The sequence below is a fragment of the Nocardia amamiensis genome (genome assembly GCF_015477605.1).
Lineage (GTDB): Bacteria > Actinomycetota > Actinomycetes > Mycobacteriales > Mycobacteriaceae > Nocardia > Nocardia amamiensis_A.
In genome coordinates this window covers 1-442 of the sequence record NZ_JADLQX010000237.1, presented here as the reverse complement: position 1 = coordinate 442, position 442 = coordinate 1, and the positions used below count along the sequence as shown (strand labels likewise).

The 442-nt window shown below is 67.2% G+C and carries 1 protein-coding gene; it reads left to right on the top strand.

Going from position 1 to position 442, the window contains the following annotated elements; genetic code table 11:
- Positions 1-442: phosphopantetheine-binding protein (locus tag IU459_RS37645; protein ID WP_195134323.1), on the top strand; the 442-nt coding region annotated here is incomplete at both ends.

Here is a 442-nt window from a genome sequence, read left to right as displayed (position 1 = left end):
TGGTCCTCGACGCTTTGCCGCTGAACGTCAACGGCAAACTGGATCGTAAGGCGTTGCCGGAACCGGAGTTCGAGGTCCAAGCCTTCCGTGCCCCGTCGACCCCGATCGAGGAAATCGTGGCCGCGGTGTATGCCGAGGTGCTCGGTGTCGAGCGGGTCGGCGTGGACGACGACTTCTTCGCGCTCGGCGGTAATTCGCTGCTCGCGACGCAGGTTGCCGCACGGATCGGCGCGGCGTTGGATGCCCGCGTCCCGGTGCGGGTGCTGTTCGAAGCCTCGACTGTCGCTGGTTTGGCCGCGAAGGTGGAGCAGCACGCGGGCGCTGGTGGTCGTCGCGCTCTGGTGGCCGGTCCGCGTCCGGAGCGGATCCCGTTGTCGCTGGCGCAGCAGCGGATGTGGTTCCTCAACCAGTTCGACACCGCCTCCGCGGTGAACAACATCCC